Below are 24277 nucleotides of genomic sequence, written 5' to 3'. Positions count from 1 at the left end.
GGTAACGGGAGCTTTCGTCAAGCCCCCGGGCACCATTCAGCGTGATTTTTTCCTACTTGGTGGGGTCCACATAGCCTTCCGGCATGCTGGCGCCGCCACCGAAGAAGAATTTTTCCATTTCCTCTTCCAGGAACTTGCGGGCCTTGGGATCGATCGGGGTCAGCCGGTACTCGTTGATGAGCATGGTCTGATGCCGGACCCACTTCTGCCACGCCTCCTTGGAGACGTTGTCGTAGATTCTCTTGCCCAGGTCGCCGGGATAGGGCGCAAAATCCAGCCCTTCGGCCTCGTTACCCAGGTAGACGCAATTCACCATGCGAGCCATTGATCTCTCCGTCCTCGTGCACAATATGATCCAGAAGCCGGGCCACCGGCGCGGCAAGCCCCAGCTCCGAACGAGCTTCAGGTTTATACCAGACCCGACCGGGGGCTTCCATCACGAAGGCCGCGGGGTCTTTCACCCACAACCGCACCGGGGTGATGTGCAGCCGAAAATGGGTGAAGACGTGTACGAAAGGCGCCAGCGCGTGCACTTCATGGGCTTCCATGCCCAGATGACGCCGACACCACGGCTCCGCCTCCCCGGTGGACGGCACCTCGGGAAAGCCCCACAGACCGCCCCACAGACCCGTCGGTGGACGCCGTTCCAGCAACACACCGTCGGGGCTGCGGATGATGAGCATCACCGTGCTGCGCAGGGGTTGCTCCCGACGGGGGCGGGGCGTGGGCAGGAGAGACTGACGATCAGTGGCATGGGCCACACAGTCCGACGCGACGGGGCAGACCCCGCAGGTGGGGCGGCCGCGGGTGCAGACGGTGGCCCCCAGATCCATGATGGCCTGGGTATAGTCCGCCACCCGCGCTGTCGGTGTCATGGCCTCCGCCAAGGCCCAGAGCCGGCGGGAGACCGCCGTCGTGCCGGGCCACCCCTCCACGCCGCGATGACGGGCCAGTACCCGCTTGACGTTGCCGTCGAGAATGGCATGGCGCTGACCGCAGGCAATGGAGAGGATGGCCGCCGCCGTTGAACGGCCGATACCGGGCAGGGCCTCCAGGTCCTCAAGGGTCTCGGGAAAGCGGCCCTGGTGCTGCTCCACCACCTGCCGGGCCGCCCGATGCAGATGACGGGCACGGGCGTAATAGCCCAGACCGGACCAGTGGTGCAGGACCTCGTCGATGGGTGCCCGTGCCAGCGAGGTCACGTCCGGGAACCGGGCCATGAAACGCTGGTAGTAGGGAATCACCGTCACCACCTGGGTCTGCTGCAGCATGATCTCCGAGACCCAGACCCGATAGACGCTGATCTCCTGCTGCCAGGGCAGGTCATGGCGCCCGTGCCGGTCAAACCAGTCCAGCAACCGGGCGCCGAAGTCCCCCGCGGCGCTCAACGGAGTCGATCCAGCAGACGGTCGCCCAGCTGGTCGCGGATACGGTCCGCTTCCTGCTGCACCCGGTCACGCTGTTGATCGATGAGTGGCTGCACCTTTTCCTCCACCCGCTCCTGCACCTGCCGCTCCAGGCGCTCCCGTTCCTGATCCAGACGCCCACTGAGCACGGAGGCCAGGTCCAGGCCGAAGCGTGGCTCGCTGAAGGTGCCGCGGATGGTGATGGGCAGATTCACGTTGCGCAGGTCATCCAGCGGACGCCCCCCCTGCCCTTCCAGGGTGGCCACCAGACCGGTATCCAGGCGGTAGTCCAGACGCTCCCGGTTCAGGTCCACGGTGCCCCGTCCCCGGACCCGCAACAGCGGCGAGGCCGCCTGCAGGTCCTGGTTGTCCACCACGCCGTTGTTGATCCGGAAGCTGCCGGTCAGCTCGGTGAAATCGGTCTGCACCGGTGCGTCGGATGGCTCGACGGTACGCCCCCGCAGCCGTGCCTCCGCGTCGCGGATGATCTGGGCCACGTTGATCCCCTTCACCGCGCCGTCGGCGAAGCGCAGGTCCCCGTTGCCGTTGAGCCCGGCGATCAGGGCCTTGACCGATTCGCCGCGGCTGTTCAGGTCAAGGCGCAGGTTGGCGGTACCGGTGACCATGGGCGCCTCGCCGGTGAGGTCCTCAAGCAGGTTCCCCATGCGGACGCCCTGCAGGTCGCTGCGGGCCTGGAAACGGGGGGTATCCCGCCGGGCGTCCAACCCCAGTGCGCCTTCCACCCGGCCGCCGTACAGTGCGGCGCGGAAGGGACGCAGATCCACCTGACCGTCCCGGGCGCGCAGTTCCAGCACCACGTCGGACAGATCCAGGTTGGCGACCACCAGCCGACCGATATTCAGATCACCGCTGAGGTTCAGTGACCGCAACAGTTCCAGCGGAAGTTCGATGGTCTCCTCCGGCCAGCCGTCCCGGGGAGCCGGAGCCTGACCGGCACCGGGCGCGGGCCCGTCCCCGGCGGGGGGCAGGTAATGGTCCAGATTGATGCGATCCACCTGCAGGGACAGGGTGATGGCCGGGGCGGCCAAGTCGCGCACGGCGACGTTCCCCATCAGGCTACTCTCATCCAGGGTGACCACGAGCCGGCTCAGATCCAGACGATCCCCCTGCATCGCAAAGGCCAGATCCAGGGCGGCGTTCTTGAACACATCGGGATTGGCGGTCTCGGGGACCTCCATGCCCAGGGCCTGCATCAGATTGCGGGGATGGATGCGTCCGCTGCGCAGCTCGCCATGCACACGGGGTTCCCCGGTCAACGACTCCACCTCCATCAACCCGGTGAGCTGGGTATCGAAGGCGGTCAGGGTCAATCGCTCCAGCTTGGCCATGTCGTTGCGCAGGTCCGCCCACAGATCCCCTTCCAGACGCGCCCGAATGGGGGCCGGCAGGGTCTCGCCCCGGGCATCCAGCACCGCCGTCAACCGCCTCAGGCCGTAGCGCTGATCGGCCATGTCCAGATACAGCAGGGCCGACAGGTCGGTGGCCGCCGTCAGGGCCGGCTCTCCCAGCCGGGTCTGGAAGGCCAGTTCCAGCGGGGTCTCATGACCCGGACGCAGACGCCCCAGGGTCAGATTGAAGGGATCCACCACCAGGTCGGTTCCGGCCTGGGCGTCGCGCCAGCGTATCCGGGCATCGCGGATTTCGACGCCGGCAATATCCAGATCACGCAGCATCGCGGGCCCGGCGGCGGGATCCTCCGTCGGTGCCTCCGCGGGCAGATCCCGGGCATCCCCGTCTCCCAACAGGTCATCCCAGTTGCCGCGCCCCTGGGCATCCCGTGCCAGATTCAGGTCCAGCCCCTCCAGACGCACCCGCTCCACCTGGAGTTCACGACGCAGCAGCGGCAACATGGCCACGGCCACGTCCACCTCACGGATGCGGGCGAAATGCGCATCAGGGAAGCCTTCCCCGTTGGCCAGGGTGGTTTCCCCCAGGGTCAGGGCCAGACGGGGGAAGACGGACAGGCCGATGTCGCCGCTGATGGTGAGTTCCCGGCCGGTCTGCTCCTGGACGGCGGCGCTGATGCGGTCCTTGTAGGCATTGGGGTCAAAGGTGGCCAGCAGGAAGATCAGCAGGGCCACGAACAGCACCAGCACGACCGCCACGGCCATCAGGGCACGTTTGATCCATTTCATCGGGCGCTTACCTCGCTTGAGTCGGAATACGTGTTGGGTCTTGCCATGGTTGCAGTGTAACGTGGTGAGCCAGGAGACGCAGGATCTCCCGCTGCCCTCGCTGCCGCCGATCCGCGTCTTGCGTGCCGGCGTTGCGGCCCGGTTCGCCGCGACGGCAACGTCTAGAATCAGTGGGATGCCGTTGACGTGCCTTACCAAAGAGCCAGCCCATGACCAACACCCCGAATCTGCGACGCAAGCCTCATATCCTGTTCCTGGGTCCGACCAACACCGCCCGGACCCTGATGGCGGAGGCCTACGCCCGGGCATTTCTCGCCGATCTGGCCGAGATCCGCTCCGTGGGCATGCGCGCCGGTGATCCGGACCATAGAACCCTGACGGTACTTCAGGAGGATGGCACGGATACCTCGGCGCTGGCACCCAGGGACCTGGATGCGGCGGTGCTGGAGTGGGCCGACCTCATCGTCACCCTCACCCCGGATCCGGCCCGCCTGCCCTCGCCCCGGGGGGACAGCTTCATCAGCAAGAACTGGCCTCTGGATGCCCCGGAGACCTCGGCTGACGAGGCCCGAACCCTGGAGTCATACCGGCAATGCCGGGAGGAGATCAAGCGGCGGGTGCGCCAGCTGGCCAATTCCATCCGGCTGATGCAGCGCTGACCCGAAGGCTCCGATGCATTACCCCACCGGCCGGGCGGGGGCGTGATGCCAGTCCCCGGATCGGCCGCCGGACTTGTGCAACAGACGGATCCCTTCCATCACCATGCCCCGATCCACCGCCTTGCACATGTCGTACACCGTCAGCAGGGTCATCTGAACCGCCGTCAGGGCCTCCATTTCCACCCCGGTGGGTCCTTGAGTTTCCGCCGTCACCCGGCAATACACCGCGGGCGGCTGATCCGTGGTATCCAGTTCCACTTCCAGCCGGGTCAGGGCCAGGGGATGACACAGAGGGATCAGTTCGGCGGTCTTCTTACCCGCCATGATCCCCGCCACCCGGGCAATGCCCAGGACATCCCCCTTGCGATGACCGCCGGTGCGCACCAGCGCCAGGGTGTCGGGGGCCATGACGATGCGCCCCTCGGCTACGGCCACGCGGTGGGTGCTGTCCTTGCCGCCCACGTCCACCATGTGGGCATGGCCGGCCGGGTTGAAATGGGTCAATCTGGACATGATGGACTATCCTTATGGCGGGAATGACACCCATGGTCTCAGGCCCATCCCCACAGGACAATATCCGACGTGTCGCAAACCGGAGCCTACGACCCCGTGACCATCACCGTGCTTTACTTTGCCTCCCTGCGGGAGTTTGCGGGACGCCCCCGGGAGGATATGGACGCCGAAGGCATCCGCTGTGCCCTGGATGTCTGGCGCCGCGCCCAGGAGGGGCGCCCCCTGCCCCCCGGGACGCTGATCGCCGTGAACCAGGAATATGCCGCCGCCGATCACCCGGTGCGGGAAGGTGACGAGGTGGCCTTCTTCCCGCCGGTGACGGGGGGCTGACGCCGTGGCCGTCCATCTCCTTGCCGAGGCCCTGGAACCCTGGGAGACGCTGATCCGCCATCAGCAAAGCCTGGCTGCCGGCTGCTTCGGCGCCACCGCCGTCTTCGTCGGGACCATGCGGGACTTCAACGAAGGCGACGACATTCAGGCCATGACCCTGGAGCACTACCCCGGCATGACCGAACGTCAGCTGGAGACCATCGGGCAGGAGGCCCGCCGGCAGTGGCCGCTGGAAGACGTGCTGATTGCCCATCGGGTGGGACGGATACATCCCGGCGACCCCATCGTCCTCGTTGCCGCCTGGTCAGCCCATCGTCAGGCGGCCTTCGAGGCCTGCCGGTTCATCATGGAAGCCCTCAAGTCCAGGGCGCCCTTCTGGAAACAGGAAAGGCTGCAAAGCGGACAGCAACGCTGGGTGAGCGGCAACACGCCCGGCATGTAGAAAAGGCCCGGGAACCTACTGCAACAGCAGGAAGAAGGCGCTGTTGTCACGGCGCAGATTCAGCAGCAGCCGTTGCCCGCCGGCGCCGGCGGCCTGCCTGACGTCCTCCAGGCTGGTAACCGGACGACGGTTCACCGACAGGATCAGATCGCCGGGCCGGAGACCGGCCCGGGCGGCCGGCGAACCCGGTGCCACCCGGACCACCACCACCCCTTCCACCTCGCCGTGAAGGGGGGAGTCTTCCTGAATCTCGCCCAGGGCCGCACCTTCCAGGCGGGGACTGATACGCCCGCCCTCCAGCGTGGAGACCTGGATCTCGCCCACCTGGGTCCGGATCACCCGGATCCGCTTGTCCCGCAGGATTTCCAGCTCCACGGTGGAACCCACCCGCAGCAACCCGATGGCGTTGCGCAGTTCGGCGGCATTGCGAATGACCCGCCCGTTCACCCGGGTCACCACATCGCCTTCCCTGAGTCCCGCCCGTGCCCCAGGCGATCCCCGTTCCACCCGGGCGATGACCGCCCCTCGGGTCTGCTCGATGCCGAAGGCCCGGGCCAGGTCCGGGGTCAGGTCCTGGACCGACACCCCCAGGCGTCCGCGCCGTACCTCGCCGTATTCCACCAGATGATCCATCACTTGCAGGGCCATGTTCACCGGGATGGCAAAGCCGATGCCGATGTTGCCGCCGCCACGGGTGAGGATGGCGGAGTTGATGCCCACCAGTTCACCCCGCAGATTCACCAGCGCGCCGCCGGAATTGCCGGGATTGATGGAGGCATCGGTCTGGATGAAGTCCTCGTAGGCCTCCACGCTCAACCCGGTCCGCCCCAGGGCGCTGACGATGCCCGAGGTCACGGTCTGTCCCAGGCCGAAGGGGTTGCCGATGGCCACCACGAAGTCCCCTACCTTGAGAGCATCGGAATCGGCAACCGGGAGCGCCTGAAGACCCTCGGCCGCCACTTTCAGCACCGCCAGGTCGGTGGCCTGATCGGTACCGATCACCTTGGCGTCCAGGCGCCGGCCGTCGTAGAGGGTGACCACGATTTCATCGGCGTTCCGGATCACGTGGTCATTGGTGAGGATTAAGCCTTTCTCCGCGTCCAGGATCACGCCGGAACCCAGGCCCTGGGTCTGACGTTCCCGGGGGGTTTGGGGCAGGTCGAAAAAGCGGCGGAAGAAGGGGTCATCAAACAACGGGCTACCCCGTTCCTGCACCCGTCCCCGGGTGGCCAGGTTCACCACGCCGGGGATGGTCTGCTCCAGCATGGGGGCCAGGGACGGCAGGGGTTCGCCGTCCACTTTCACCGGCAGACGGGCGGTCGCCGGAAGACTCAGGCCCAGCAGGAGTACCAGCAGGAGGGGCCACAGGAGAGGCTTGCACAACGGATGAAGGTGTTTCGTTCTCATGGCGAATTCGTCAAGGCTTCCCCTTGAGACTACCGGGAAGCCTTCGGGTTCAATACCGGCCATCGCCACCCCACTGCCCTCCGCGGCAGTTTCGGCCACGGGGCCGTCAGGACTGCAGATGCGCCCTGGGATCGAAAGGCATCTCCTTGCTCATGCGCTCGTAGAGGGAGCGGGCGGATTTCTCGTCCGCGGGCGGGGTGTGAATCTGCAGCACCAGGTACTGGTCCCCCGGCGGGGTTCCCGGCAGACCACGCCCCTTGAGCCGTAAACGGCGGCCGGACTGGGAACCGGCGGGGATCTTCATGTCCACCCGCCCGTCCAGGGTGGGCACGTTCACCGTCGCCCCCAGAGCCGCCTCCCAGGGCGTGATCGGCAGGTCCAGATGGACATCCCGACCTTCCAGGCGGAAATAGGGATGAGGCTTGATATGGACCTCCAGATACAGGTCCCCTGACGAACCGCCGCCGATGCCCGGGGCGCCCTGCCCCGCCAGACGAATGCGCTGCCCCTCGGTCACACCGGGAGGAACCTTCACCTGCAGGGTCCGGTCGCCGACGCGGACGGAGACGGAGCCACCCTTTACCGCGCGCTCCAGGTCCAGGCGGATGCGGGCAGTCCTGTCCTCGCCCTGGCCGGCGAAGCCCCGCTGGGTACGGTGGCCGCGGGTGCGCTGGGCACCCTGCCGACCGAACAGGGCCTCGAAGAATTCGGAAAAATCGCTCTGGGTGAAATCGTCCTGGAAACCACCGGAAAAACCCCCGGCGCGTCCGCCGGGCGCCCCTCCGAACCAGGCGTCAAAGTCCGGCGGCGGACGAAAATCCTGTCCCGGGCGCCAGTGGCTGCCCAGTTGATCGTAGGTCTTGCGCTTTTCCGGGTCACCCAGGACCTCGTAGGCCTCGTTCACCGCCTTGAACCGCTCCTCGGCATCGGGTTCCTTGCTGACGTCCGGATGATACTTGCGGGCAAGACGGCGATAGACCTTCTTGAGTTCATCCTGGGTGGCGGTGCGCTCCACCCCGAGTACCTTGTAGTAATCTTTGTATTCCATGGCCCGTCAGGATACTCCGAAAGCAAGTGCGCCGCGTGGGAACGCGGCGCAAGGTGGGTGTCACGGGAAAAGACCGTCGCCGGATATCAGCCCTCCACGGAGATGCGCCGGAGCTGAACCTTCTCCTGCTTGGGAATGCGGACTTCCAGTACACCGTTCACGCTGCGGGCGGAGATACGCTCGGCATCCGCGGTGTCCGGCAGGCTGAAGCGACGGAAGAAGCTACCGCGGATGCGCTCCACCCGCTTGTAGTTCTCCCGCTCTTCCTTGGTCTCGGCCTTGCGCTCGCCGCTGATGGTGAGCACACCGTTTTCCATGTGCACTTCAATGTCCTTGGGGTCCACGCCGGGGACATCCGCATGCAGGACATAGGCGTCCTTCTCTTCCCGGATATCCACGGCCGGCACCCAGTCGGCGGCGGCGGCGGTTTCCTCGTTGCCGTAACCGCTGCCGTGCAGGCGATCGAGTTCACGGGACAACTGATTCAGAAGACTCCAGGGTTCATAACGGGTCAACATGATAACGTCCTCCTGTTCACTGCTCGTCGGGTTGGGCTGCTAGCCCCTGTCGTGAGCAGATATAGGTCCGTCCGGGAGGATTTCAAGGGGACGAGGCGCGTCAGAGGCGCTCCAGTGATAGAAGTTTGAACTGGTCGTCAACAGTGAGCCGAAAGTGCCCATGGACCCCGTCGTGCAGCACGAACGGGCGCAGCGCGGAGGCCGGAAAACGCACCGTCCGCCCCTCCCGGGACATGGCCACCACCGCCGAGGCCGCGCCGCTGTAGTAGCGCAGGTAGTCGTCGCGGGAGATGCTGAGGTTGAAGTGAAAATGCGGCACGGGGATGAAGGCTCGGCATCGGGTGGCGTGGGCGAGGACAGGATCTCATTCGATATTCTGGATCTGCTCCCGCATCTGTTCGATCAGCACTTTCAGCTCCACCGAGGACTGGGTGGTTTCCATGTCGTTGGCCTTGGAGCCCAGGGTATTGGTCTCCCGGTTGAACTCCTGCATGAGGAAGTCCAGGCGCCGCCCGACCGGCTCGTCCCGCCGCAGACAGGCCAGGACCTCCTTCACATGGCCGTCCAGACGGTCCAGCTCCTCGGCCACGTCCAGCTTCTGTGCCTGGAGGGCCAGCTCCTGCTCCAGACGTCCGGGTTCCAGATCCACACCCAGCTCGCCGATACGGGTGCGCAAGCGCTCCCTCAAGGCCGCCACCACCTCCGGCCGACGGGCACGCACCTGAGCCACCTGTTCGCCGATGGCCCGGCAGCGGCTTTCCAGCAGGCCATGGATATGGGCGCCTTCCCGGGCACGATGGTCGATCAGTGCCTCCAGCGCCTGGTCCAGAAGGCTCAGGGCGGCAGCATGCACCGGCTGCAGGTCGGGTTCGGACTGACGCACCACCCCGGGCCAGCGCAGGATCTCCATGGCACTCATGCGGGCGGCATTCATCATCCAGTGCTCCACCTTGACCACGGTGGTGATGAGTTCCTTGGCCAGATCGTCGTTGAGCTCCAGAGTGCTGTCGGCGCTGTCCGCCTTGCGAAAACGAAGGCTGCACTCCACCTTGCCCCGCCCCAGCCGGGCGGTGACCCGCTCACGCACCGGCCCCTCCAGGGAGCGCAGCTCCTCGGGCAGACGGGTGCTCACGTCCAGATAACGGTGATTGACGCTGCGCAGTTCCCAGGCCAGGGTGCCGACATCGCCGGAGGATTCACAACGGGCGAATCCGGTCATGCTGCGGATCATGGGGTGTCCTTGCGGTCTCGAATGTGGGGTTGATTGTAGCGCATTCATGCCGGCCCCCGGACCACACCCCATGTCAGTCTCCGGCAGTCGCGATTTCCTCGCCGGCGCGACGCCCCAGGTGCAGCGCCCACTGGATCGACGGGGCCGCCCCAAGTTCGCTGCAGGACCACAGGTGCTCGCCGTGGCGCAGCGGGACCTCGCCCGGCCAGGGAACCGGCGGCGCCTGGACCGGCAGGGCGCGGGGCAGTCGATAGCAGGCGAGGCGCTCCCATTGACTGACTTCAGCGCCGAACCAGTCCGTCAGCTGGCGACGGATATCCGCCTCCAGAACGTCCGGATCGTGTTCGGCGCCATGGACATTCACGGTCACCAGGGCACGTCCGACCGGGGCGTAATGGGAGGACAGCTCGGAGGGACACAGCACGCTGTTGACGATGCCATGCCCCTCCCCATTGAGCATCAGGTAGGCCCCCTCGAAAGGCGCCTGTCCGGCGCCAAAATGAACGCAGGTGGTCCCTCGGGTAGGCACCGGCTCCGATGCCTCCAGCCCCAGCAGACGGGCGGCCTCGGGGCCGTCGGTGGCCACGACGATGTGACGGGCCTGCAATGGCTCGCCGGCGACCGGAAAGACCCGGTTACCCTCGATCCGATCCACCCGGGTGTCGAGCCGGATCGTGCCCACAGGCAGGCGCTGGGCCAGTTGCCGTGGGATCTGCTCCATACCCCGGGCGGGCAAGGCGGTATCCCCCAGGGCAAAGGCCCGGAACACGAACTCGAAGGCCCGGGAAGACACTTCCAGTTCCGGCTCGAAGAACACGCCGCTGAAAAAGGGCTTGAAAAACCGTTCGATGATGCGTTCGGAAAACCCCATTTCCCGCAGATGGGTCAGGGCATGGCGCTCATGACGATGATACAGCTCACGCAGGTCGCCCCGCAGACAACGGCGGCGCAGGTGCAAAAGATGCAGCTTGTCCGGCAAATGACCCACCGGCGACCAGAGCATCTCCGGCAGTCTGGAAGGCTGCCGCCAGACATCGCTCACCCGGTGGGTGCGCCCATGGATCCTCACCAGGGCCCCGGTGTGGAAGGGCTTGAGTTCCAGGGCCTCGTAGTCCAGAAAGCGCCGCGCCTCCGGATACCAGGTCTGCAGCACCTGGAAGCCCCGATCCAGCAGATACCCCTCCTGGTAGTCGGTGCGGATGCGACCGCCGACCCCATCGGCGGCCTCCAGGATCAGCGTCTCACGCCCCTGTTCATGCAGGGTCAGCGCACAGGCCAGGCCGGAGAGTCCGGCGCCGATGATCACCACATCTGCAGTCATGTCGTCCAGCTCCTGATCATGGAGATATCAGAAATCCACCCGGAGGCTGACATAGGCCTCGGTGCTGCGGCGGTTCGGCTTGATCAGCGAACCTTGCGGACGGGTATCGTACCCCCGCGCCAGGACATCGGTCAGGGAAAGGGCCGCCTGTGCCCGGGATCCCAGGTCACGACGCACATGCAGGTCCAGGAAACCATCACCGGCATCGGTGGTGGGACCGGTCGGGTCATCGACCCACCGGACCGAGTCATAATGGTAATACTCGGCGGTCATGAGCCAGGGCTCGGACGGGGCAAACGACAGGGCCAGGTTGACAATGTGCGCCGGCACGGACTCGACTTGCAGGCGGGCCTCGCGGTCGCTGCCGCGACTGGACAACAGGGACAGCCCTCCATGCAGCCACACCCGTGAACCGGGCCGGTATGTCACCTGGGTCTCGACGCCCTGCAGGATCATGCTGCCGGCATTGACGAATTCTCCCTCCGGCTCGATGCCGTACAGCACCGTGTAGGGGATCTGGATCAGATCCTCCAGCTTGTTCCGAAACAGCTTGATGTCGGTGACCAGACGGCCACCGGCCCAGTGGCCATGATGGCCCATCTCCAGGGATCGTATCACCTCGGGCGCCAGACCGCCGCCGGAGGCAATGGCCCCGTCGGCGGTGCGCACCTTCTCTTCAGCCAGGCTCGGGGTGCGGATCGCCCTGGAAACCACCAGCCGGAAACTGTGGGACTCGTCGGGCATGTAGACCAGGGCCGCCCGGGGCATCAGGTCATCGCCAGTGATGTCGTTGTGCTCGTACATGCCGCCCAGGTTCAGCAGCCAGCGAGAGTTGGGCGACCACTCCAGGTTGGCAAATACCCGGTAAAGCCGGTTGTGCACCCAATCCAGGCCGTCGAAAAAATAGGGGGATTCGGAGCTGTCCAGACGCGCCCCTACCCCCCACACCATTCGGGTGGCGCGAGAGATCTTCAGATGGGACTCCGCCTCAAGGTCATGGCGCCGTGAACGGGAGTTGCGATCGGTGTCGAAAGGGTTGCCCTGCAAGTCCAGGGCGATGTATTCATCGGTCAGGTCGTTATGCTGATAGTAGTACTGCAACCGATAGGTGGCGTCGGGGTCACGGCTGTTGTGGAGCTCCAGGTGCACGTATTCCGTCTGCCGCTCGAAAGTGCGAGGGGGATTCATGCGGCTGGCAGCACCATCGGCTCCCTTCTGCCCCTGGGTAGCCCCCAGATGGCTGGTCAGGGTGACGCCCGGCAAAAGCGTCCAGTCGAGGCGTGTATCCACGGCATCCAGCCGGCGCTGATCCTGCTTGCCGCGAAAGCCGTCATCTTCCTGGTGATGGTAGGTCAGCCTATAGGCGGCCCGGGGCGTGGTGCCCCCATGGCGTATCCACAGATCCCGGATGCCCTGGGAACCCAGGCGGGTGACCAGTTGCCGCCCCTGGGTTTCGGCCGGGTGACGGGTCAGGATGTTGACGATGGCAAAAAAGGCGTTGGAACCGTAGGCCGCGGAATTGGGGCCGCGGATGATCTCGATGCGCTCGATATCATCGGGACTCAAGCCCAGGCTGCCCCACTGGGCACCACCGTTGGTGGGGGTATAGATGGACCGGCCATCCACCAGGACCTGCAACTGGCGCACGAACTGCTCACCCAGACCATGGTAAGTGACAATCGGACGGTTGCCGTTCTCACCGCCCACCAGGAACCCCGGTACCATCCTGAGCACCTCCGCCAGACTGCGTGCCTGACTCCTTTCCAGCCACTGGCGATCAATCACGGTGACCGAGGCAGGCGCCTCGATCAGGGGCTGCTGCAGGCGGGTAGCCGTGAGAGCCACCGGCAGATCCATGAAATAGTCCTGCTCCAGGGCGAACAGTTCATCGGCGGCGGCGGGCAGACAGGCCCCGGCCATCAGGACCCCCAGACCCACCAGCACGGCCATCCCTGAAATCGCGTCGGATCCCTTCAATGACCAAACCATGTCAGCTCTCATCCTGGCACATGTCGTCCGCAACCTTCCCTGGGTGTATCCGCCATATCCGCGGGACAAAACCTGGAACCACCGACCGGATGAGCGGGAGAACAACATCCTGAAGGGGACGGGACGGAGGCACGACTGAACTCCGGACGCGGACAGCGGCGGGAACAACGGAAGACATCCCCCTGGACATAATTTTGAGCGAAACCTTTTTCGGGGAGTATAAATGATCTTCCAGCCCTTCCACACCAACAGGTCGCCACCCGCCACCCCGGCACGGACAGGAAAGCCGCCCTACATCAGGGCAGTCTGGAACGCTATAATCCCCGGCCATTTGCCCGATTCAGGAGTTTCCCATGCGACCCAGCGGCCGTGCCCCGGACCAGCTTCGCCCCATCCGCTTCACCCGCGGCTTCACCCGGCATGCGGAAGGGTCCGTGCTGGTAGAGTACGGTGATACCCGGGTGATCTGTACCGCCACCGTGGATGAACGGGTGCCACCGTTCCTGAAAGGCAAGGGTCGGGGCTGGGTGACGGCCGAATACGGCATGCTGCCCCGGGCCACCCATGAGCGCATGGGCCGGGAGGCGGCCCGGGGCAAACAGGGTGGACGCACCCTGGAGATCCAGCGCCTGATCGGCCGCAGCCTGCGGGCGGCGGTCAATCTGGAAGGGCTGGGCGAGCGTCAGATCACCGTGGACTGTGATGTCATCCAGGCCGACGGTGGCACCCGCACGGCCTCCATCAGCGGCGGCTACGTGGCCCTGTGCGACGCCATTGCCGCTCTCAAGGCCCGGGGGCAGCTCAAGCGAGACCCGATGTTCGGCAGTGTGGCGGCGGTTTCGGTGGGCATCTACAAGGGCGTGCCGGTGCTGGACCTGGACTACCTGGAGGATTCCGCCGCCGAAACGGACATGAATGTGGTCATGAACGAAGCCGGCGGCTTCATCGAGATCCAGGGCACGGCGGAAGGCCATGCCTTCCGGGGCGAGGAACTGGACGGCATGCTGGCCCTGGCCCGCAAGGGGATCGCCGAGATCATCCAGGCCCAGCAGGCGGCCCTGGGCAACTGAGTCCACCGGATGGGGGCCGGCAGGCCGGCTCCCACGGGCACGGACCTCTGTGGGAGCCGGCCCTCGGCCGCGAAAGATGACCGGCCACTCCCACCGTATCGCGTTTCGGAGCCAAGAATGAAAATCGTGCTCGCCACCGGCAATGCCGGCAAAGTCAGGGAATTTGCGGATCTGCTGGCCGGCAGCGGCCATGAGATTCTGCCCCAGTCCGACTTCCAGGTCAGGGAAGCCGAGGAAACCGGGCTGAGTTTTGTGGAAAATGCCATCCTCAAGGCCCGCAATGCCGCCGAACAGACCGGCCTGCCGGCCATGGCCGATGACTCGGGGATCGAGGTGGACGCCCTGGACGGGGCGCCCGGGATCTACTCGGCCCGTTACGCCGGCCCCGGCGCCGATGCCGAGCAGAACAACACCAAGCTGCTGGAGGCCCTGAAGGGGGTTGCGGAGGATCGGCGCACCGCCCGCTTTCGCTGCGTCATCGCCTTCCTGCGCCATGCCCGGGATCCTTCGCCGATCCTCTGCGAAGGGACCTGGGAGGGGGCCGTGGCCCTGCGACCGGCGGGAGATGGCGGACACGGCTACGACCCGGTGTTCCTGGTGCCGGAGTTGGGACTGACGGCGGCACAGATCAGCGCCGAGGAAAAGAACCGGCGCAGTCATCGGGGTCAGGCGCTCGCCGGCCTGCTTGCGCGCCTGGGCGGGTCGAGGTAAGGGGCATCCCTCGACCGGATATTGCGCATCCGGTCATTCCCGCGAAAGCGGGAATCCAGTCGCAGACCGTAAATCGCAGACCGTAAATCATGGACTCCCGCTTTCGCGGGAGTGACGGTGGGAAACTTGCCGGGACGCCCACCTTCGCGGGAGTGATGGCGAGGGGCCTGTTCAGCATTTCCCTGGAGGCTCAAAAAAGATAACCGGCTGCGGCACACTGAAGACCGGACCTTTGCCACCGCAAACTGAAATCCCATGCCCTCTTCCCAACCGCCACCGCCCCTGACCCTGTATGTGCACATCCCCTGGTGTGTGCGCAAGTGCCCCTACTGCGACTTCAATTCCCATGCCGCCGACAAGATTCCCGAACAGGCCTATGTGGAGGCCCTGATCGCGGACCTGGAGACGGAACTACCCATGGTCTGGGGGCGATGCATCGACAGTGTCTTCATCGGCGGCGGCACCCCCAGCCTGCTGAGCCCCGAGGCCATCGAACATCTGCTGTCGGCGATCCGCGCCCGCCTCATCTGCCGCCCCTATGCGGAAATCACTCTGGAGGCCAACCCCGGCACCGTGGAACAGGCCCGTTTCGAGGGCTACCGGGCGGCGGGGGTGAACCGCCTGTCCATGGGGATCCAGACCTTTGACGATGCCCTGCTCGAGGCACTGGGCCGCATCCATACGGGGCGGGAGGCCCGGGAGGCGGTGGCCGCGGCGCGGGCGGCGGGATTCGAAAACCTGAACCTGGACCTGATGTTCGGCCTGCCCGGCCAGACGGTGGCCCAGGCCATGGCTGACCTGGACACGGCCATGGATCTGGGGCCTGAGCACCTGAGCTGGTATGAACTGACCCTGGAGCCCAACACGGCCTTTGCCGCCGCCCCTCCCACCCTGTCCGACGAGGACACCCAGTGGGCGATGATGACCGAGGGGCAGGCCCGCCTGGCATCCCGGGGGTTTGCGCACTACGAGGTCTCAGCCTATGCCGGGAACGGGCGACAGTGCCGACATAATCTCAACTACTGGCAGTTCGGGGATTATCTGGGCATCGGCGCCGGAGCTCATGGCAAGCTCACGTTACCGGCGGAGGGACGCATCCTGCGCCGCTGGCGTCACCGCCAGCCGGCGGCCTTCATGGAAGGGGCACGGGCCGGGCGTGCGCTGAACGGGGAGCGGGTGCTTGGCCCGGAGGAAACGGCATTCGAGTTCATGCTCAATGCCCTGCGGCTGGTGGAGGGCGTACCGTCAACCCTCTTTACCCGCCACACGGGCCTGGGGCTGGAGGCCCTGGAGCCGGCAAGGTCGGAAGCGGTGGCCCGGGGACTGCTGGAAGATGACCCATCGCGGCTGGTGGCGACCGCGACGGGGCGACGGTTCCTGAATGACCTGGTGGGGCTGTTCCTGCCCGCGGAAGGACCGGACGAGAAGGATTGAGGTGATCAATCCGTCGGCTTCTTCGGCACCCACACCATCACCTTCTCCACCAGCCCCATGTCCAGTTCGGCCTCGGCGGTGAACTCGCCGGCGTAGGCGGCCTCTTCCTGGTTCAGGTCGTAGCAGTTGGCACCGGTGATGTCCATGAGCACCGCCGGAATGCCGGCGGCGCGAAAGGCATGGATACGCTTCTGATAGAAATCCCGACAGCACATGCCCACATAGGCGGGTTCGCCATCCGCCTGCATCTGCTCCAGCACCCGACACAGGTGCTCATAGCGGGTGATGGTCACCACCTTCATGCCCCGCTCCCGGGCCAGACGATAAGCCTCCCCCACGTCGCAGCCGCCGCATTCAGGGCAGGCATCCTCGTGACGCCAGTCGCACCAGGCGGGCTTGGCACAGTAAGGCACCAGCATGACCGAGGCCCGACCAAGGATGTCCCTGACCCCTTCCACCCCTTCAGGCCGGTGGACCATGAGCCGGTTGGCCTGTCGGACATCCAGGCCCAGCCCCTGCTCGGCCCGACGCCCCAGGGTCAGGCGCAGCAGTCGGCACAATTCGTCGGGACCCAACCCGGGAAGCTGAACGTCCTCGGCCCGCAAACGGCGGATCATGCGCACTTCCGCCGCCTCCATCGGCGCACCGGCCAGGGTCTCGGCCAGGGAGAGAAACAGATCCGGCGGTGCCACATGCACCGCGCCGGAGAAGTGGGCCGCCCGGATCACCCGCCCGCTTTCATCGGGCAACAGGCGCAGCTGCAGGATACCGCCGGGGGTGGGCAAAAAAGCCTGCCAACTGCGGTCGGCGCTCTCCGGCCAGTCCTCGTCCAGGGCGGGATCCATGGGCACGTCCGGCGATGAGACGCCCTTCTCCGGATCGGGCGCGGTCATGATGCCCTCCAGCGCCAACTCCCCAAGCAGGGAGCGGGTGACGGCGACCTTCAGGGTCTCCATGTCCAGATCCCTGACCGGCAGCTCCTCCAGGGTGATGAAACGGTGGCGCGCGCTGAGAATGCCCTGGGCGCTGAGCTTTTCCCGCGGCGCCCGCAGCACCTTGAGCAGGACTTCCGTATCCAGGCTTTCCAGGATCACCGCCTGATAGAGAACGGCACCGGCCTCGATGGCCAGAAACCCCGCCCCCAGCTTGCGCCCGGACACTTCCAGGTCGTTGGGGAAGGCGGTATGGGCGGGAATGCCCAGACCCACCAAGGCCCGTACCAGGGCACGGTTGAGTCGGGCCATCAGCGCCGTGAGGGTATCCCCCTCCCCCAGCCAGTGACGGGGCAGGGTCAGACTCAGGCAGCACTGACCCGGCGCCAGATAGAGGGCGCCCCCGCCGGTGAGCCGGCGCACCACGGGAATGCCCGCCTCGTCGCAGTAGGTGCCGCGGACCCCGTGGCAGACGGCTTCGTGACGGCCCAGGCTGGCGGTGGGCTCATAGCGATGGAATCGCAGCCTGGCCTCGTCGGCGGCCACGGAACCCGCCAGATGGCGAAGGTCCCGGGCCACCTGCTCGGCCCCCGGCGCGATGCCGTCGGTCCAGACCCGGCAGGGCCGGACCGTCATGCCGATACGCTCTCCCGCCAGTTCATGCCGGCGTCACCTTCCCAGTAGCCGTCGCAGAAGCGGGGGAACAGGGGCTTCATGGCGTCCAGGGCCTGACGCGGGGTCAGGCTACCGTCGATGCAACCGCGGAAGGCCCTGACCACCGCCTCGGTGCCTTCCGGTTCCGGCGAAATGCGCACCACGTCGATCCCCATGGCCCGCAGGTCAGGCATGGCCTCGATCAGGTTGTTGGGATCGGCGGACTGGAGCTGGATGCCGTTGATGGTGAGGAAGCCGCTACCATCCTGGGTGGCCAGGGGCAACCCCGCCGGATAGTCCAGGCAGGCCAGTTGGCAGTCATCCTTGGGCAGGTTGCGGGCGCGGGCGGTGAAGCAGCGAGCGGAGAAGGCCAGGGGCAGATGACCGAACACCAGCACTTCGGTTTCCAGTCCGTCGGGCCGGGCCTTGTGCATGGCTTCCAGGATATGCCGGGACAGCTCCACCGGCATCACCCAGCGCACCGCGCCGATGTCCCGCAACTCACGCAGGGTGCCGGCGTTGTAGGTGTTGATGTTGGGGCCGGCGACGAAGGGCTTGCCCAGGGACAGGCCCAGGGACGTGGCATCGTTGGCCTCGATCATGAAGCGACCGTTCTGCACCAGGCGCTCCAGGGCCAGGCGCTCGGATTCCGCTTCCATCAGGGCCAGGGTGGACATGACCACGGTCTTGCCGGCAGCGGCCAGGCGATCAGCCACCTCCAGCCAGTCGGCGGCACGCAGCTCGCGGCGCTTGGAGCAGACCGTCTCGCCCAGGTAGACGATGTCCACCGGCCACTGTTCGACGGCGGCGTAGAATTCCATGACCCGCTCGCGGGGCCAGTAATACTGAATGGGTCCCAGGGAAAGTTTCATTGCCAGGCTCTGTGCAAGGCACCCAGGGTCTGGGTGCGTCCTTCGGACATGCCGGCGAGCTGGGAGGCCCATTCCGGCCGCGGGGTGTAGGCATCGGGGTTGGCGTGACAGGCATCCAGGGCCTGGCGCATGACGCGCGTGGCCTGGCCCACATAGGCGGGACTGCGCTGACGGCCTTCCAGCTTGATGGCCTTGACGCCGATCTTGAGCAGATCGGCCAGGATATCCAGGGTGCTCAGGCTGGTGGGTTCCTCGATGGCATAGATGGTGTCATCGCAGCTGCCCACCTGATAGCGACCCTTGCAGATGACCGGGTAGCCGGCGCTCTCGCCGGGCTTGAAGGTATCGATGAGCACGCCGTTCAGGCGCGCCTCGCGACCGCGGCCGGTCTCGATCCAGCGCACGGCGTGGGCGGGTGAGCAGGCCCCCTTGGTGTTGGGGGAGTCGCCGGTGGCATAGGAGGACAGCATGCAGCGGCCCTCCACCATCACGCACAGGCTACCGAAGCCGAACACCTCGATGTCCAGCTTGGCCCGCTCGATCACCTGCGCCACCTGGGACATGGACAGCACCCGGGGCAGCACGGCGCGTACCACGCCGTAGCGCTCGTGGTAGAAGTTCAGGGCATCGGCGGTGGTGGCGGACCCCTGGACCGACAGATGCAGGGTGAGATCCTTGTGGGTATCGGCGGCATAGCGCAAAAGCCCCATGTCGGCGAGGATGACGGCGTTCACGCCCTCCTCGGCGGCCACATCCACCGCCTGGGTGGCGGCGGTCCAGATATCCGGCTGGGGGTAGGTGTTGAGGGCCATGTAGACCTTCACGCCCTTGCCCCGGGCGTAGGCAATGCCCTTCTGCAGGGCCTTGCGGTCAAAGTTCAGGCCCGGGAAGTTACGGGCATTGGTCTCGCCGCGCAGGCTCAGATAAACGGCATCGGCGCCGTTGTCCACGGCTGCCCGGAGCGCCGGGAAGCCGCCCGCCGGACAGACCAGCTCCATACGATCTGGGTTCATCAACAACTCTCCTGGGTTCCTGGAAGGTGACTGTCTGAATGCAGGGGACGCGCACCCTGCCGGGTCCCCCGCCGTGTCAGCTCCTGTTCGATGGCGTTGATCACCGTCCACTTGCTGCCGCACCAGTCCGGTGCCAGCAGCAGGGGCTTGCGCGCCGTGGCGGTCAGGCGATGGAACACCACCTCGGGCGGGGTCATCTCGATCATGTCCACCGCCGTGTTCACATATTCGTTCAGGGTCCAGGGCCGGTATTCGCCGGCGCGCCACTGGCGGGACAGGCGGGTGCCCCGGACCACATGCAGGGGGTGAAGCTTGAGGCCATCGGTGCCTTCATTCAAGACCCGGGCCAGGGTTTCCCGCTGATGCCAGGGAGTCTCGCCGGGCAGACCGATGATCAGGTGAGTGCACACGGACAGACCCCGACCGCGGGCACGCCGGACGGCGTCCTGGTATTCGGCAAAGCCGTGCCCCCGGTTGACCCGGCCCAGGGTCTCGTCGAAGGCGGACTGCAGGCCCAACTCCAGCCACAAGGTATGGCCCTGTTCCTGGTAGGAAACCAGCAGGTCCAGCACTTCGTCGGGCACGCAGTCGGGGCGGGTACCGATGGACAGCCCCACCACCCCCGGCTGCTCCAGGGCGGCATCATAGAGGGCCTTGAGACGGGTGACCTCGGCGTAGGTGTTGGTATAGGCCTGAAAATAGGCCAGATGCAGGCGGGCGCCGGTGCGCCGGGCCACCACGGCCCTGCCCTCGTCCAGCTGCCGGCGCACGGCGCCGCCGTCCTGCCCCTGGGGGGCAAAACTGGCGTTGTTGCAGAAGCTGCAACCGCCGCGGCCCTTGGTGCCGTCCATGTTGGGGCAGATGAATCCGGCGCTCACGGTGAGCTTGTGCACCCGCTGGCCGTACCGTGCCCGCAGGTGGCTGCCCAGGGTGTTGACGCGGTCGGTGAGGGTGGACATCGTCAGCCCACCTGGTCCAGAACCCGACGACGAAACCCCACCCCCAGTTCCCGGGCCATGGCTTCGCAGGCGGTGATATCCACCCCCGCAAGGCCGTCGACGGCAGTGACGGTGACCTCGGGCACATGGACACGGGCGGCACGCACGAAGTCCAGCAGGGCCGGATAGGCGCCGGGCAGTTTGGGCCGGCAATGCCGCTCGTAGGTGAAGGCATCCTGGGCATTGAGGGAGACGGACAGTGCATCGATGCAGCCGGCCATCTCCGGGGTCACATCCCGGCCGTGGACCAGACTGGCCAGACCGTCGGTATTGATGCGAATGGCGGGGGCGCCCCGGGCCTTGAGCTGCCGGGCCACGCTCAGGACGGCGTCCAGGCGCAGGGTGGGCTCGCCCAGGCCGCAGAACACCACGGCTTCGTAATCCTTCGGATCGCCCACCGCGTCGAGCATCTGTTCCACCGTGGGTTCCCGATACAGCCGCAGGGGGTATCCCTGCACCTCCCAGGTCTTGTTGAACTTGGGGCAGAAGGCGCAGCGCAGGGTGCAACGGTTGGTGACGTTCAGGTAACGGCGGTTGTGTAGGCTGTAGCCCACCACGGGGTCTGCGTGGTGGTCGGCCGTCTGTTGCTGCATCTTCAAGCTACCTCTTGGCTTGCGGCCCGGGGTCGGGGCCGCGACCCGACGCCCGAAACCGCGGCGTGGGCTCGCCGGGAAAACCGCCATTAAACATGAATTGGCGGTCGCTGTCATGTTCTGGAATCAGTCTTGGCCGGTGCCGCAGGCCAACCCCGCCATGCGCGGCCGGGGCCGCTCAGGTCTTGGGCAATGTCACGCCCCGTTGCCCCTGATACTTGCCGCCCCGATCCTTGTAGGACGTCTCGCAGACCTCGTCGGACTCCAGGAACAACATCTGCGCCACTCCTTCATTGGCATAGATCCGCGCCGGCAGGGGGGTGGTATTGGAAAACTCCAGGGTCACATGCCCCTCCCACTCCGGCTCCAGGGGGGTTACGTTCACGATGATGCCGCAATTTCGAACGAATACGCCGGCATCCAGAGCGAAATTACCGGCCTCGGGCACGGAGAGGCAGTACACATCGTGGTCGCCGGGCAGTTCCCGGACCGAGGCCACCTTGTGGTTGTGGGTACCTGTTCGGCCCTGTCCACGGAAGGCGGCAAGCTCCTGCGGGAAACGGCGAAATACCGAGCGATCGCAATTCAACAGTCGAGCCGCACCGCGGATGGAGCCCGTTCGGTCCAGGGCCTCGCGGACGTTCTCGACCGTGATGTCCTGGCGAAGACGAATCCCACGGGCAAACTCAGCCTGACGGGCCCTGCGCACACCTTCATCCCGTGACCAGGCACGATGGGATATCTCGCCCGCCCTGACCCGGGCGACCGGATCGGAGAAATAATCGATCATCGCATCGCGCTGCTGCTCACGACGGGCTGGCGTCCAGTTATCGGCATGCTTGCGCAACAACGCCTGACGTGCGGAGGCATAACGTTCATCCTCCCAAAACGCTCTGGCACGCTGCTGCTGCGCTTCCTTGAATCGCGTCAGCCAGGCAGGATCCTGACGCAGGCGCGCCAGCGCCTGGCGAATGGCCTCGCTGTGTTCATCCGGGTCGAACTCTTCCCCGTAAGTCTTGCCGTTATGAAGACTGATATGCTCGGAAGCCGCCATGCGCTCGATATTCCAGGGCATATTGTTGCGGCGATCAAAATCCTTATGATGACGATGGCTGCCCGGCATGTCGGGATAGATCCCGTTGCGCAGATTCCACTCATCGGCCAGCCGGTGAGTGGGATAGAGATGTCCGTTCAGGGGCTGGTACACCACCTCGTAACCCCGCGCCAGCTGCCGATAGAGCGGCATCAGGGAGTCACCGTCCCGCAGTTCATGGGCTTGAACGAGTCGACCATCCCGACGCAGGAACTCATGATCCGGTGTGCAATGAATGACCTCGTCATTGTCCAGGGTCACCGCCATCAGGGCATCACGTCCGATGAAACGGGGGGACTCCAGCAAGGTCACGATCAGACGACCATACTCACCAATGCTATAACCCCAGAACAGTTCACCGTCCTCCGACCGCCGGGCCATGTCTTCAAGCGTCGGCGCCGAGCCGTCGACCAGAGCCACTCGGGTGTCTCCCCGGAAGCAGCGGGCATAGGTGCTCTTGCCCAGACAGATGGTCAGCACATTGCGGGGAATCCGGAAATACTCCACCGTCCGCGCCAGGGCGAAGGAGTTGGGGGGGATGATGCAGACGTCCGATTTGACGTCCACGAAACTGCGTTCGTCGAAGGACTTGGGGTCCACGATGGTGGAGTTGATGTTGGTGAACACCTTGAATTCGTCGGCGCAGCGCACGTCATAGCCATAGCTGGAGGTGCCGTAGGAGATGATGCGCTCCTCCCCGGCGTACCGCACCTGCCCCGGCTCGAAGGGCTCGATCATGCCCTGCGCCGCCATGCGGCGGATCCACTTGTCCGATTTGATCGACATGAAACGACCTGCCTTTACTGGATGACGATGTTGGGGAACTTGGCGCTGTAGTCCCGGGCCTGAGCGGCCAGGCGTGCGGCGGTGCGGCGGGCGATCTCCCGATAGATCTCGGCGATGCGGCTGTCGGGCTGAGCGATCACGGTGGGGCGGCCGCCGTCGGCCTGCTCACGGATATGGACATCCAGCGGCAGGGCGCCGAGGAACTCCACGCCGTAGTCCCGGGCCATGCGCTCGCCGCCGCCCTGGCCGAAGATGTATTCCTCGTGACCGCAGTTGGAGCAGATGTGGATGCTCATGTTCTCCACCACCCCCAACACCGGCACGTCCACCTTCTCGAACATCTTCAGACCCTTGCGGGCATCCAGCAGGGCGATGTCCTGGGGCGTGGTGACGATGACGGCACCGCTCACCGGAATCTTCTGGGCCAGGGTGAGTTGGGTGTCGCCGGTGCCCGGGGGCAGGTCGATGACGAGATAATCCAGCGCCTTCCAGTTGGTGTCCCGCAACAGCTGCTCCAGGGCCTGGGTGACCATGGGGCCACGCCAGATCATGGGGGTGTCCTCATCGATGAGAAAACCGATGGACATGGCCTGGATGCCGTGGTTTTCCATCGGCTCCATGGTCTTGCCGTCACGGGTCTCCGGCTTGCCGGAGATGCCCAGCATGCGGGGCTGGCTGGGGCCGTAGATGTCGGCATCCAGGATGCCCACGCTGGCCCCCTCCCCCGCCAGGGCCAGGGCCAGGTTGACGGCGGTGGTGGACTTGCCCACTCCGCCCTTGCCGGAGGCCACGGCGATGATGTTCTTGATCCCCTGAAGGGGTTTGAGATTCTTCTGTACTGCGTGGGAGACGATGCGGGTCTCCACCTGTACATCCACCGTGGCGACACCCTGGATGCGCCCCACCTGCTCGGTCACGGCCCGGCGCAGCGCATCGTGCCAGCCGGCGGCGGCATAGCCCAGGGTCAGCCGGATGCCGACCCTGTCGCCATCCACCTGGATATCCTTGACGGCCTTGGTGGACATCAAGTCATTGTCCATGTAGGGATCCTGGATCTCCTTGAGAGCCGTTTCAACCTGCAAGCGGGACACCTGGGACATC

Annotated in this window: 23 protein-coding genes and 3 pseudogenes; 6 read left to right on the top strand and 20 right to left on the bottom strand. The window is 65.8% G+C overall.

Going from position 1 to position 24277, the window contains the following annotated elements; translation table 11 throughout:
* Positions 1-52 precede the first annotated feature (52 nt).
* The 3 genes from ECTPHS_RS09235 to ECTPHS_RS09225 are packed head-to-tail and all read right to left on the bottom strand — an operon-like array spanning position 53 to position 3562.
* A complete protein-coding gene (locus ECTPHS_RS09235; RefSeq protein WP_040405663.1) occupies positions 53-325 on the bottom strand; it encodes an oxidative damage protection protein in 273 nt (90 codons plus the stop codon).
* Positions 291-1388 (bottom strand): A/G-specific adenine glycosylase, encoded by a 1098-nt coding sequence (gene mutY, locus ECTPHS_RS09230; protein ID WP_008932470.1) that lies wholly within the window; start codon positions 1386-1388, stop codon positions 291-293. Before mutY ends, ECTPHS_RS09235 begins: the two co-directional genes overlap by 35 nt.
* Positions 1385-3562: an AsmA family protein gene (locus tag ECTPHS_RS09225; protein ID WP_008932469.1), complete on the bottom strand. Its 2178-nt coding sequence runs from the start codon at positions 3560-3562 to the stop codon at positions 1385-1387. Before ECTPHS_RS09225 ends, mutY begins: the two co-directional genes overlap by 4 nt.
* A 209-nt stretch (positions 3563-3771) precedes the next feature.
* On the opposite strand from ECTPHS_RS09225, the gene ECTPHS_RS09220 reads away from it, so the two are divergent.
* Positions 3772-4221, top strand: a complete 450-nt coding sequence (locus ECTPHS_RS09220; RefSeq protein WP_008932468.1) for a low molecular weight phosphatase family protein — start codon at positions 3772-3774, stop codon at positions 4219-4221.
* 18 nt (positions 4222-4239) lie between these two features.
* Here the strand turns inward: ECTPHS_RS09220 and moaC are convergent, their stop codons facing one another.
* Positions 4240-4734 carry a cyclic pyranopterin monophosphate synthase MoaC gene (gene moaC, locus ECTPHS_RS09215; RefSeq protein ID WP_008932467.1) on the bottom strand — a complete coding sequence of 165 codons (495 nt, stop codon included), beginning with the start codon at positions 4732-4734 and terminating at the stop codon, positions 4240-4242.
* A 96-nt stretch (positions 4735-4830) separates the two neighbouring features.
* On the opposite strand from moaC, the gene ECTPHS_RS09210 reads away from it, so the two are divergent.
* Together ECTPHS_RS09210 and ECTPHS_RS09205 are read left to right on the top strand one after the other, a co-directional pair.
* A complete protein-coding gene (locus tag ECTPHS_RS09210) occupies positions 4831-5064 on the top strand; it encodes a MoaD/ThiS family protein (RefSeq protein WP_008932466.1) in 234 nt (77 codons plus the stop codon).
* A gap of 4 nt (positions 5065-5068) precedes the next feature.
* Positions 5069-5506: a molybdenum cofactor biosynthesis protein MoaE gene (locus ECTPHS_RS09205; RefSeq protein WP_008932465.1), complete on the top strand. Its 438-nt coding sequence runs from the start codon at positions 5069-5071 to the stop codon at positions 5504-5506.
* Positions 5507-5521: 15 nt separating this feature from the next.
* Here ECTPHS_RS09205 and ECTPHS_RS09200 read toward each other — a convergent pair whose 3' ends face one another.
* The 7 genes from ECTPHS_RS09200 to ECTPHS_RS09170 form a co-directional block, all read right to left on the bottom strand.
* Positions 5522-6913, bottom strand: coding sequence for a DegQ family serine endoprotease (locus ECTPHS_RS09200; protein WP_040405658.1), 1392 nt, complete (start codon positions 6911-6913; stop codon positions 5522-5524).
* A gap of 106 nt (positions 6914-7019) precedes the next feature.
* A complete protein-coding gene (locus ECTPHS_RS09195; RefSeq protein ID WP_008932463.1) occupies positions 7020-7961 on the bottom strand; it encodes a DnaJ C-terminal domain-containing protein in 942 nt (313 codons plus the stop codon).
* Positions 7962-8047: 86 nt separating this feature from the next.
* On the bottom strand, positions 8048-8482 hold the full coding sequence (locus tag ECTPHS_RS09190) for an Hsp20/alpha crystallin family protein (RefSeq protein ID WP_040405656.1): 435 nt from the start codon (positions 8480-8482) through the stop codon (positions 8048-8050).
* 97 nt (positions 8483-8579) lie between these two features.
* The gene (locus tag ECTPHS_RS09185) at positions 8580-8798 is read right to left on the bottom strand and encodes a DUF2835 domain-containing protein (RefSeq protein WP_008932461.1); all 219 of its coding nucleotides are present in this window, start codon (positions 8796-8798) and stop codon (positions 8580-8582) included.
* Between the two features lie 45 nt (positions 8799-8843).
* On the bottom strand, positions 8844-9710 hold the full coding sequence (locus tag ECTPHS_RS09180; protein WP_008932460.1) for a YicC/YloC family endoribonuclease: 867 nt from the start codon (positions 9708-9710) through the stop codon (positions 8844-8846).
* 73 nt (positions 9711-9783) lie between these two features.
* On the bottom strand, positions 9784-11031 hold the full coding sequence (locus tag ECTPHS_RS09175) for an NAD(P)/FAD-dependent oxidoreductase (RefSeq protein ID WP_008932459.1): 1248 nt from the start codon (positions 11029-11031) through the stop codon (positions 9784-9786).
* A gap of 27 nt (positions 11032-11058) precedes the next feature.
* Complete coding sequence (locus tag ECTPHS_RS09170) at positions 11059-13020, bottom strand: TonB-dependent siderophore receptor (protein ID WP_168044658.1); 1962 nt, start codon at positions 13018-13020, stop codon at positions 11059-11061.
* Between the two features lie 353 nt (positions 13021-13373).
* Between ECTPHS_RS09170 and rph the strand changes: the two genes are divergently transcribed.
* The 3 genes from rph (at position 13374) to hemW (ending at position 16235) form a co-directional block, all read left to right on the top strand.
* Complete coding sequence (rph, locus tag ECTPHS_RS09165) at positions 13374-14090, top strand: ribonuclease PH (RefSeq protein WP_008932457.1); 717 nt, start codon at positions 13374-13376, stop codon at positions 14088-14090.
* Between the two features lie 117 nt (positions 14091-14207).
* The gene (gene rdgB, locus ECTPHS_RS09160; RefSeq protein WP_008932456.1) at positions 14208-14801 is read left to right on the top strand and encodes an RdgB/HAM1 family non-canonical purine NTP pyrophosphatase; all 594 of its coding nucleotides are present in this window, start codon (positions 14208-14210) and stop codon (positions 14799-14801) included.
* Positions 14802-15056: 255 nt separating this feature from the next.
* The gene (gene hemW, locus ECTPHS_RS09155) at positions 15057-16235 is read left to right on the top strand and encodes a radical SAM family heme chaperone HemW (protein WP_008932455.1); all 1179 of its coding nucleotides are present in this window, start codon (positions 15057-15059) and stop codon (positions 16233-16235) included.
* Between the two features lie 5 nt (positions 16236-16240).
* Here the strand turns inward: hemW and ECTPHS_RS09150 are convergent, their stop codons facing one another.
* The 9 genes and pseudogenes from ECTPHS_RS09150 to apbC form a co-directional block, all read right to left on the bottom strand.
* Complete coding sequence (locus ECTPHS_RS09150) at positions 16241-17803, bottom strand: DUF116 domain-containing protein (RefSeq protein WP_008932454.1); 1563 nt, start codon at positions 17801-17803, stop codon at positions 16241-16243.
* Positions 17800-18693, bottom strand: a complete 894-nt coding sequence (locus ECTPHS_RS09145) for a U32 family peptidase (protein ID WP_008932453.1) — start codon at positions 18691-18693, stop codon at positions 17800-17802. The genes ECTPHS_RS09150 and ECTPHS_RS09145 overlap by 4 nt, the downstream gene beginning before the upstream one ends.
* Positions 18690-19706, bottom strand: coding sequence for a peptidase U32 family protein (locus ECTPHS_RS09140; protein WP_008932452.1), 1017 nt, complete (start codon positions 19704-19706; stop codon positions 18690-18692). The genes ECTPHS_RS09145 and ECTPHS_RS09140 overlap by 4 nt, the downstream gene beginning before the upstream one ends.
* A complete protein-coding gene (locus tag ECTPHS_RS09135; protein ID WP_008932451.1) occupies positions 19706-20665 on the bottom strand; it encodes a TIGR01212 family radical SAM protein in 960 nt (319 codons plus the stop codon). The genes ECTPHS_RS09140 and ECTPHS_RS09135 overlap by 1 nt, the downstream gene beginning before the upstream one ends.
* A 2-nt stretch (positions 20666-20667) precedes the next feature.
* Complete coding sequence (locus tag ECTPHS_RS09130) at positions 20668-21297, bottom strand: TatD family nuclease-associated radical SAM protein (protein WP_008932450.1); 630 nt, start codon at positions 21295-21297, stop codon at positions 20668-20670.
* Between the two features lie 178 nt (positions 21298-21475).
* Positions 21476-21694: pseudogene (locus tag ECTPHS_RS15185) on the bottom strand (dCTP deaminase); the annotation flags it as partial.
* Between the two features lie 60 nt (positions 21695-21754).
* A pseudogene (locus ECTPHS_RS15180) lies at positions 21755-22771 on the bottom strand (dCTP deaminase); the annotation flags it as partial.
* Positions 22772-22828: 57 nt separating this feature from the next.
* Positions 22829-23176: pseudogene (locus ECTPHS_RS15175) on the bottom strand (dCTP deaminase); the annotation flags it as partial.
* A 14-nt stretch (positions 23177-23190) separates the two neighbouring features.
* Complete coding sequence (apbC, locus tag ECTPHS_RS09120; protein WP_040405670.1) at positions 23191-24276, bottom strand: iron-sulfur cluster carrier protein ApbC; 1086 nt, start codon at positions 24274-24276, stop codon at positions 23191-23193.
* Position 24277: the final 1 nt, after the last annotated feature.

Source organism: Ectothiorhodospira sp. PHS-1 (assembly GCF_000225005.1).
GTDB lineage: Bacteria > Pseudomonadota > Gammaproteobacteria > Ectothiorhodospirales > Ectothiorhodospiraceae > Ectothiorhodospira.
Note: the sequence above shows the minus strand (reverse complement) of the source record. Positions and strands in the feature narration are given on the sequence as shown.